This window comes from Methylobacterium sp. WL8 (genome assembly GCF_008040045.1).
Classification (GTDB): Bacteria; Pseudomonadota; Alphaproteobacteria; order Rhizobiales; family Beijerinckiaceae; genus Methylobacterium; species Methylobacterium cerastii.
In genome coordinates this window covers 1-9,332 of sequence record NZ_VRVF01000114.1, presented here as the reverse complement: position 1 = coordinate 9,332, position 9,332 = coordinate 1, and the positions used below count along the sequence as shown (strand labels likewise).

Below are 9,332 nucleotides of genomic sequence, written 5' to 3'. Positions count from 1 at the left end.
TCTCGCTCTACGGCAGCTATGGTCGCTCCTTCCTACCAAACACCGGCACGAACCGCGCGGGGCAGCCCTTCGCCTTCCAGCAGGGTGAGGGCTATGAGATCGGCACCAAGCTCAGCCTGCTCGATGGACAGCTGAGTGCCACGGCAGCCGTGTTCGACATCCGCCGCACAAACGTCCTCACTGTCGATCCGGTCGATCCGAACTTCAGCGTTGCAGCCGGCGAGGTCCGTAGCCGGGGCTTCGACCTAACCGTCGCCGGTTATCTGGCGCCCGGCTGGCGGATCATCGGCACCTACACTCATGCCGACGCCGCCGTGGCTCGCGACAATACGCTGCCCGAGGGGACTCGGATCGCCAACATCCCCGCCGACACCCTCGCCCTGCAAAGCGTCTACGAGTTCCAGGGGGTGGAGCTGCGCGGCCTCGGCCTCGGTGGTGGCGTTACCCATGTTGGTGCACGGCAGGCCGGGACGGCCCTCTCGACCTTTCGTCTGCCGGACTACACGGTGTTCAACCTGATCTCGTATTACTGGATTACGCCGCAGGTGCGGGTCTACCTCAACGTCGACAACCTGCTCGACACCACCTACTACGACCGCGCCTTCCAAAACCGCTACGCTACACCGGGTACGCCGCGCACGATCATGGGCGGGGTCGCAGCACGATTTTAATGTCCACCGCTGCAAGGAAGCGGCATTCCATGGTGGATCACCGGCCTGTGAGATAGCTGCGTCCGCTGGAATGCTTAGGCCGCCTGAAAGCGGATTGGCAGTTATCCATTGAACCAAGTCGTAGGAGGGATTGTGCATCCTCGGATACGATCGTAGTACTTGTATCATTTAAACTGTGAAGTCCGAAAGAAGTTTTATATTAATTTTTAGGCTATAAAAAATTTTTGTAATACTTTGCATTAACGTAGGTTTTAGGTGAGCCGCCAGTCCTATCGGCGGCCCACCTGCGATCAGTCCTTCGCGCGATATGCATCCGGTATGACGAACACTTCATCAGCTCGGGCGTAGCCGCCATCCTTGACCTCTTCGATCAAAACCATGGTGTGTGGTCGAACGGCTTCGCTGAAGTAATCGACGAACAAGTTGGTCACCTTGTGGACGATCTCTTCCTTCTGCGCCCGGCTGAGCGCAGCCTCCGGGACCTTGATGTTAGCGAACGGCATCAGACTTCTCCGCGGTGGGTGAACTGAACGGTGGCGTGGTAGGCGGGCCGGCCCACTGGCCTCAGCGCTGCTTCTCGCGGGCCTTGCGGACGGCATCGTTCAAGGTCGTGACAGCCTCGTCGAAGCGGTGCTCCGCTTCGGCGTTGCGTTGAAAGGCGACGCGCTGCACGAGGATCTCAGGCGGCGTCGGCTGCTGCTGGAAAAGAGCCATGACCTCATCGATGAAGTCGGCCAACGGCAGGTAGCCTTCGCGGTTGGCTTGGCCGGGCGTTAGATCAGTCTGAACCGCCGGAGGCACCAGTTCGATCACCTCAACCCTGCCCTTCAGGACTTCGCGCAACGAAACCGTGTAGCTGTGAATGGCGGCCTTCGTCGCCGAGTAGGTCGGTGTCGCCGCCAGGGGAACGAACGCTAGTCCGGAGGACACGTTGATCAGCACGGCGTCAGGGCGCGCGAGCAGATGCTCGATCAAGGCGTCCGCAATCCGGATCGGGCCGAGCAGGTTGGTGGTGATCGTCGCCTCCGCGTCTGAGAGGTCTCGGGTCTGATCCAGCGTCTCGAAGCGCATGATCCCGGCGTTGTTGATCACCACGTTTAGGGCCGGGTGCTCGGCCACGACCCGCTGCGCGAATGCGGCGATGTCCGCGGCGTCCGAGATATCGAGCGGCAAGGCGTGGATGCCCTGGCGGCTGCTGGCGACATGTTCCAGTGCCTCCACCCGACGCCCGGCGATAATGACGGTGTTACCTAGATCGTGGAGACGATGTGCAAGAGCCTCTCCGATTCCGGAGCCGCCTCCGGTGATGAGGATCATGTTACCTGAGATGTTCATGACGGCGACCTTCGTTGTTGTCGTCATGGAGAGTATGGACCACACTCTCCACACTGAAGTAGGCACCGAAAAGATTGGTACTTACCGAAAGGAGAGCGTCGGATGCGTAGGGCTGCACCAGATCCCATGATCGAGGCACGACGGTGGGGGCCAATCCCGAAGGACGTCGATCCGACGATCGAAGTGCTGGTGAACGACATCATCGCCAAGGTGGCCGACAAGTGGACCATGCTGATCCTTGAGGCTCTGGACGAGCATGGCACCCTCCGGTTCACGCAACTCGGCAAGGCGGTGGGTCGGATCAGCCAAAAGATGCTGACGCAGACGGTTCGGCAGATGGAACGGGATGGTCTCGTGCGACGTACCGTGCATCCGGTGATCCCGCCGCACGTGGATTACACGCTGACGCCACTCGGCGAGAGCTTGGGGGCGGCGTTCTGTGGTGTGTGGATCTGGGCTGAGACCCACCACGCAGAGATCGAGCGCGCCCGTCGGGCGTTTGCAGCGGCGGGTGAAGCGTCCGATGTGTCCGCTTGCATCGAAACACCGTGATAGCCGAGAGCTGTTATAAGCGTTTGCGGACTCTGACCCTTCCCTGGAAGCGGACATGCCGCATTCGACCCAACTCAGCCGTGCGAGCGATTGTGGGCGTTTCTCATAAGCGGTCACGGGTCGGCCGTCCGACAACTTCGACTCACAGTGGAAAGCAGATTCATGCCTTTCAGCCTGGGGCGGAAGCTCCAAATTCAAACCATTTTGGTCGTACCCCCATTAATTGAGGCTAATCAGTAACAAACAGAACGTTCGGCAGTGCGCGATCCGGGCTGTTTGTTTGTAGGCCGGCGAGCTCTCAATTTTTTGGCTGGTCATCCGGACCAAAGTTCGGCGATCGCACGACCGCACGCTCGTCGCCCACAATCCTCCGTAAATAATATGCACCCTTAAGTTGTAATTAATGATTTGTTTGCCATAGCTGCCTTCGCGCTTGGGGCACGAACGGTGTTCCGCAGAGCTATGTTGATGTGTGCAACCGGCTTGGCTCGAATCACGCTAGGTGAGGGCATAGATGCAGTTCCGGAGGTTGCGAGCAGCGAATGCTTCAGCGACGATCGGATTTTTTGCTATATACTTAGCGATACCGGCTGTCGCCGTTGAGCGGCTCGATCCGGCGGCGGCCGCGCTCGTCGCGAGCTTCGCCCTCCGGGCAGAGAACGCGCGACAGGATGGAGCCGAAGCACGTCTACGGGGCGCGAAAGATGTATTCTTGCCGACTGTCTCCCTTCTCGCAGATGCCCCTTTGAGCAGTCGGATCCGCTATAGCCCTGAGATCGCCCCGACAACCCTGGGCCTCGATGCCACCCCGCGCTCGGCGCCCAGCCAGCTAGGGATTATCGCCGATCTGCCAATCTTCGACGGATTTCGGCGGCTCAATACCCTGCGTTCGGCGGATACCCAAGTCGATTCCGGCAGGTCCCTAGTGGCGGCGAAGCGGCAGCAAGTACTCCTCGAAGCTGCAATCGCAGTTCTGTCAGTGATGCGCGACACCCAGGTTCTGAGCTTTCGTGTCGCTCAATGTGCTGCGATCGCTCGGATCCTGGCAGCGACGCAGCGTCAGTTCGCCGTCAGCGATGCAACACGTACAGACGTGGCGCTGGCTCGATCACGCATGGAAGCCGCCGAGGCGGGGCGCGAGCGTGCCAGCGCGGACCTCGCAGCCTCGCGGGTCACTATGTCTCGATTGACGGGATTGGAACCGGAGCGTGTGGCGCCGCCCCGACTACCCGGGAATCTGCCTCGAACAGCCGATGCCTATGCTGCCCTGGTGCGACGGGCCAATCCCAGCCTCGTCGCGGCGCGACTCGACGCTCGTTCCGTGGCGGAACGGGCCGAAGCGGCGACAGCAGAGTTCCTTCCAACCGTGAACTTACAAGTCTCGCGGTTCTCACAGTACGGCTACAGCGCCGCCCTCGACCGCATCACCGACACCACCACTCGGCTGCTTGCTCGAATTCCGCTCTACGAGCCTGGCGCTTTCCCGCGCGTCGCGGAAGCGTCGGCCCTGGCGCGGCAGCGTGGCTACGAGGTCCAAGATACCGAGCGCGAGACACTGAGTACCGCGCGTGCCAACTTCCTCAGGCATGCGATCGTCGCTGATCAAGCTGCGCGCCTGCTCTCCCGAGCAGAGGCGCTCCGCGAATCCGTTTCTGGTATGGAGATCGAGCGTGGAGCGGGATTCCGCACGATCCTAGATGAATTAAACCTCCAGGCCGAACTCGGCGATGCGGAGTCTGGGGCTGCTGCCGTCGCGGCCGAGCGTGATGCCCTGTCGCTGGCTTTAGCCGCGGCGGCTGGCATGTTGGACGTAGATCGTCCCGGCGCGACTGGAAAGCGCGCGCGTTCACTACCGCGTACGGCGGCGCGCGATCAGGGCTCGGCGCAAGCCCGGTTCCGCGACCTAGCTATACGGGGCAGCCAATCGGTCATCAGGCCGGTTCAGGAACCCGTGCTGCGGCTCTCGCGGATTGATCCGGGCGACCCTCTGTGACGAGGTGCCCGTCGCGGATACGCATCACACGGTCGACGCAGTTGAGAACTTGCCTGCTGTGAGTCACATAGACTTTGGCGGCTTCGACACGGCTGAGGCTTTCGATTAGATCTCGCTCGGTGTCCGGATCGAGGTTGGCGGTCACCTCGTCGAGAAGCAGGAGCCGCGGCTGCCGGCAGAGGGCGCGGGCGATAAGGAGGCGCCGACGTTGTCCGGTCGAGAGCAGGCCGCTCTCCTCCGCGATCAGCGTCGCGTAGCCCTGCGGCAACGCCTCGATCGCCTCGCGCAGTCCGACTTGGTCGAGGGCGGACGCCATCCGTTCCCGCGTCACCGAAGGGTCGAAGAGGGCGAGGTTGTCAGCCATGGTGCCGGCGAACACACCGTCGTCGGCGAAGACGACGCCAAGGTTGGCCCGGAACTCGTGGCGTCCGAACTGCTCAAGCGCGACGCCGTCCACGCGGACACGACCCTCGGCCGGCTCATGCAGGCTCGCTAGGATCTTGAGCAGGGAGGACTTGCCCGAGCCCGAGGCGCCAACGATCGCGACGCTTTCGAAGCCCGCCACGTCAATCGCGAGGTCCACTTCGTCGAGGATCGGCGCGTCGGCCCGCCCGAACTGGACCCGGACCCCTTCCAGCGCAACCGTGCGGCGCACGGTCCGGTGAATACGGGAGCCGTCCGCGCCCGGCTCGGCCTCCTGCCCGACGAGGTCGTCTAGACGCTGGAAGTGCACCCGCATCACCGAGAGATGCATCAGGTTGACGGTCAGGCGGTTCACGCGTTCGAAGAAGTCGCCGCGCAGGGCGAAGAACGCGTAGAGCGAACCGATCGTCAGGCCGTTCCCGATCACCGCGTTCACGCCCATGTACAGCGTCGTCACGGTGCTCGCCGCAACGACGAGGTGCATGAACAGCTCCGCGTCGATGGTCGCGTGCCGGGCGCGGAAATCCGTGTTGGCGAAACGCGTGAAGCTCTCGAACCAGCGCATCGCGAACAGGTCCGTGGCGTTGTGCGCCTTCAGGGTGTCGACCCGGCGCAGGCCGTCGAGGAGGCGACCCTGCTCCTCTGAGCGGGCCTCCAGCGATTCGGCCGTGTAGCGGTTCAACGCCGGGAAGGTCATCGCCCGCGCGAGCAGCACCGCGACCAGGGTCAGCAGGGTCACGCCGGCCATGAACGGGGCGTAGTAGTACATCAGGCCGACGAGCAGTACGGACGTCGCCGCGTCCGCGACCGCGGTGACGAGGCCGCCCACTAGGAAGGTCTTGATGTGGTCGATGGAATCAACGCGGACCACGAAATCCCCGGGGTGGCGCCGCTCGAAGTAGCCCAGCGGCAGCCGGAACGCGTGGCCCACGACGTTGCGGGTGAACTGCAGCTGCAGCAGTGTCGAGGACCGCAGCACGATAGCGTCCCGGACCCAACGACCCACCGCCTCGAAGCCCATCATCGCCGCCAGCCCGAGGGCGAGTACGCGCAGCAGGTCGAGGTCGACCTGCGGGATCACCACGTCGAGGGCGATCTCCAGCAGCACCGGCATGCCGAGACCGAGCAGGGCGATGGCGAGCGAGACTAGGCAGATCTGCCAGACGGTGCCGCCGAGCCCGCGGGTGGCGCGGAACACCTCCACGAAGCCCAGGCGCCGCTCGGCCGTCAGCCGCGCGAAGTCCATGCGCGGCTGGAATTCGAGCACGACCCCGGAAAACAGGCGCTCCATGTCGGTGCGATCGTAGATCCGCAGCCCGAACTCGGGATCATGAACCCGGTAGCCGCCGCGCCCGATGCGCTCCAGGACGACGAAGTGGTTGCCATTCCAGTGCAGGATCGCCGGCAGTGCGACGCCCGACAGTTCGCCGACGTTGGAGAGGGCGAAGCCGTTGGCATCGAGGCCGAGCCCGTCGGCCACCTCGACGATGTCGGCGAGCGACATGCCGGCTTGCGAGGGGGGCGAGAGCGCGCGCAGGTAGCCGAGGTCGATGGCGTGCCTGTGGTAGTTCGCGATCATCGCCAGGCAGGCCAAGCCGCACTCCTTGGCCTCGCTCTGCGCCATCCAGCGGATCCCACGCCGGCGCGCCAGGACACGGCTCAACCATCCCGCCATCGTCTTAGCCCCTGCCGCGCATCGCCCGGATGGGATCGAGCACCCAGTCGATCAGCCTGCGTCGCTCCACGACGATGTCGGCGCTCAGCGTCGAGCCGAGCCGGATTGGCTCGTCGATGCCGTAGGCGCGCATGGTGCGGGACTCGGGCACGACTTCGATCCGATAGGTGGATTGCCGGCCCGGTCCCTGCGAATCCTGGGTAGCCGGATTCTCGGAGGCCGCGCGCTGCGGCGTTCCCGAGATCGACGCGACGACGCCGTGGCCGATGCCGAACGTCTTGAACGGGAAGGCGTCATACTTCAGCACCACCCGCTGTCCGACCTTGGCGAGGCCGACCGCGCGCGCGGGCACGTCGAGCACGACGACTGGATCAGCGCCGACATCGCCGACGACGGCGAGCACCTGGTCGGCGGCGATCGAGGCGCCCGCCTCCACGAACAGGCCGGCGACCTGCCCGTCGGCGGGGGCGACGACGTCGAGGTGCGACTGCGCCGCGAGGCCGGCGATCTGCGCCGCGATCCCGCTCAGTTCGTTGCGCACGGACGCGAGCTGGCCTTCCTTCTCCGCCAGTCCATAGCGTTGGGTGCGCACGCGTTCGGCGGCCTGCTGCCGCATCTCCGCACGCCGGGCCTTCAGCTCGGCCATCTGTCGACCGTAATCGAGAAGCGTGCGCCGCTGTGCGTTGAGGGCGTCCCGGGTGGCGTAGCCCTGGTCGAGGTAGACCTGGACGCGGGCGACTGTCGCGCTCTGCTCCCGCAGGCCCTGGCGCAGGATCGCCTCCTGTCCGTCGAAGGCGGCGCCGACGGTCTCGGTGTTGGCGTCGATCTCCGTCCACTCCCGCTCGGCGCGCGCCAGGAATGCGGTCAGACGCTCGCGCTGGACTTCCAGGACGGCCCGGCGCTCAGTCAGGCTCGTCCGGTCGGCCGCCACCGTGGAGACGCCGCCCGCGGTCCGCTCGCGCAACTGCACCTGCATCAACCGCTGGCCGCGCTTCACCGTCTGGCCCTGGCGCACGTCGATCGACGCGACGATCCCGGGAGCGCGGGCGTCAAGGCGCGACAGGCCGGTCACCGCCGAGACGTAGCCCCGCACAGATTCGGTGCGGGCAAACCGCCCGAGGAATAGGGCGGCGACCGCCAGCACGATCATCAGCCCGAAGAACCACGCCAGGGCCGTGGCGCCGCGATCGCGGTGGAGGTGAAGGACTCCGGCGCGCCGCTGCAGGAAGCCGGGGGGCGCCCGCTCGGGCGCGTCGACCCCGTTGCTCACGCGGCCAGCCCGCGCGGCGTCGCGGGCGCGTCGGGCTGCACGTACTCGTGCAGCGACGGCCAGAAATGCCACTGCTCCGGCCGCTCCAGGATCGTCGCCTCGATGTGGCGGCGCATCAGCTCGGCGGCGCGATCGCGCTCCTCGGCGTCGTTCCCGTGCACCGTGAAGGGGGGGCGCGGGGCGACCACGTCGCGACCGGCCTCGGCACCGATCGCGATGGGCACCACCGTGGCGCCGGTGAGGTACGCCATGGCGTCGATGCCGAAGGCGAAGCGGGTCGGCAAGCCGAAGATCGGCATCGCGGCGGGCTTGCCGTAATGGGGCGGGAGATCGGCGAACACCACGATGACCGCGCCGCCCTTGGCGAAACGGATAGCCGGCAAGAAGCCGGCTCGGTCGGTGACCGTCAGAAAGCGCACCGGCGTCCCGAATTCGGCGATCCGCTCCATCACCTGGGTCTCGGCCGGCCTGTCGTCCCGGCGGCGAAGGATGAGAAGCGGTCGATCGGGAAAGAAGGTGAGCATCGTATGGAGCAGGCCGAGCACGTAGGGCCCCATGTGCAGAGGCGCGAGGATGACCGGTTCGCCCCCCGATGCGATGCGGCTCAGAAGCTGGGGTGTGTCCGTCGTGACGTGGTCGAGATCGCGCTCGATCGCGGCGCGGTTGCGCGTGAGCAGCGAAAGCCACTCCAATTCGGCTAGCCGATCATGGTAGACCGCCTCGCGGTCGAGCCGCAGCGCTTCCCGACGGGGTAACCGGAGCACGCGCTCGAAATGCGTCGCCAGACCGGCCGCGGCCCGACCTTGAACGGTATTAGACACGTGAAACAGGGCACGCAGAACGCGCCGCCGTGCCAGGAGGGGCAGCTTGGCGACCCGCATCGCCACGGCGGAGATGGGCGGGGCTTGCTGCATCACCCTTTTTCCTCATGCTCCCCGGCAAACCGGGACAGGCGCCGCACCGGGCACGAACGCGACGGGATCCGAATCCTGCCGGCGCGTGAGGTCCAGCCACACGCGCCGGTCGTTCGCCTCAGCGCGACTTGCCGGAGGACGAGCCGAGACCGAGACCGAGGCCAACGTTGAGCCCGCCGAGGCTCAAGCCGACGCCGAGCCCCTGCTGTGAGCCGTGACCGCCGGAAACGGTCTTCAAGGTCTTCCGATCGAGCTTCGTCATGATTTTCGAACCTTCGTGGCCGGCGACACATTCATCGCCTCCCTACAATTTATGGTCGAATATCGACGGTGTCCATAACTACCATCAGTTGCAGTAAATACTTAAGTATTTGTAAATCCTCGATGCGATGCTCCACCCGAGCACCTCAGTCATCTATAGCCTTTTACGAACAATAAATCTCTAGTTTCACACGTTATATATGGGTAATTATGACATATTATTACACTAGTAATTCCT

At 64.6% G+C, this 9,332-nt stretch carries 9 protein-coding genes; 3 read left to right on the top strand and 6 right to left on the bottom strand.

Going from position 1 to position 9,332, the window contains the following annotated elements; all coding sequences use genetic code 11:
• Positions 1–671: TonB-dependent receptor (locus tag FV234_RS24200; RefSeq protein ID WP_147832169.1), on the top strand; the 671-nt coding region annotated here is incomplete at its 5' end.
• Positions 672–961: 290 nt separating this feature from the next.
• Here FV234_RS24200 and FV234_RS24195 read toward each other — a convergent pair.
• Both FV234_RS24195 and FV234_RS24190 read right to left on the bottom strand, forming a co-directional pair.
• On the bottom strand, positions 962–1,174 hold the full coding sequence (locus FV234_RS24195) for a 4-oxalocrotonate tautomerase family protein (protein WP_147832167.1): 213 nt from the start codon (positions 1,172–1,174) through the stop codon (positions 962–964).
• 61 nt (positions 1,175–1,235) lie between these two features.
• Positions 1,236–2,006 carry an SDR family oxidoreductase gene (locus FV234_RS24190; protein WP_147832171.1) on the bottom strand — a complete coding sequence of 257 codons (771 nt, stop codon included), beginning with the start codon at positions 2,004–2,006 and terminating at the stop codon, positions 1,236–1,238.
• 102 nt (positions 2,007–2,108) lie between these two features.
• Here FV234_RS24190 and FV234_RS24185 point away from each other — a divergent pair, with 102 nt between their 5' ends.
• Positions 2,109–2,558, top strand: coding sequence for a helix-turn-helix domain-containing protein (locus FV234_RS24185; protein ID WP_147832165.1), 450 nt, complete (start codon positions 2,109–2,111; stop codon positions 2,556–2,558).
• A gap of 514 nt (positions 2,559–3,072) precedes the next feature.
• The gene (locus FV234_RS24180; protein WP_147832163.1) at positions 3,073–4,551 is read left to right on the top strand and encodes a TolC family protein; all 1,479 of its coding nucleotides are present in this window, start codon (positions 3,073–3,075) and stop codon (positions 4,549–4,551) included.
• On the opposite strand, the gene FV234_RS24175 is transcribed toward FV234_RS24180, so the two are convergent.
• The 4 genes from FV234_RS24175 to FV234_RS26375 all read right to left on the bottom strand — a co-directional run bounded on the left by FV234_RS24175 (position 4,490) and on the right by FV234_RS26375 (position 9,095).
• Positions 4,490–6,598, bottom strand: a complete 2,109-nt coding sequence (locus tag FV234_RS24175; protein WP_246686299.1) for a peptidase domain-containing ABC transporter — start codon at positions 6,596–6,598, stop codon at positions 4,490–4,492. The genes FV234_RS24180 and FV234_RS24175 overlap by 62 nt on opposite strands.
• A gap of 55 nt (positions 6,599–6,653) precedes the next feature.
• Entirely contained in the window at positions 6,654–7,919 is a 1,266-nt protein-coding gene (locus tag FV234_RS24170; protein WP_147832159.1) for an HlyD family efflux transporter periplasmic adaptor subunit, read from the bottom strand.
• Entirely contained in the window at positions 7,916–8,833 is a 918-nt protein-coding gene (locus FV234_RS24165; protein ID WP_147832157.1) for a hypothetical protein, read from the bottom strand. The genes FV234_RS24170 and FV234_RS24165 overlap by 4 nt, the downstream gene beginning before the upstream one ends.
• Positions 8,834–8,951: 118 nt before the next feature.
• Entirely contained in the window at positions 8,952–9,095 is a 144-nt protein-coding gene (locus tag FV234_RS26375) for a hypothetical protein (RefSeq protein WP_187273798.1), read from the bottom strand.
• Positions 9,096–9,332 lie beyond the last annotated feature (237 nt).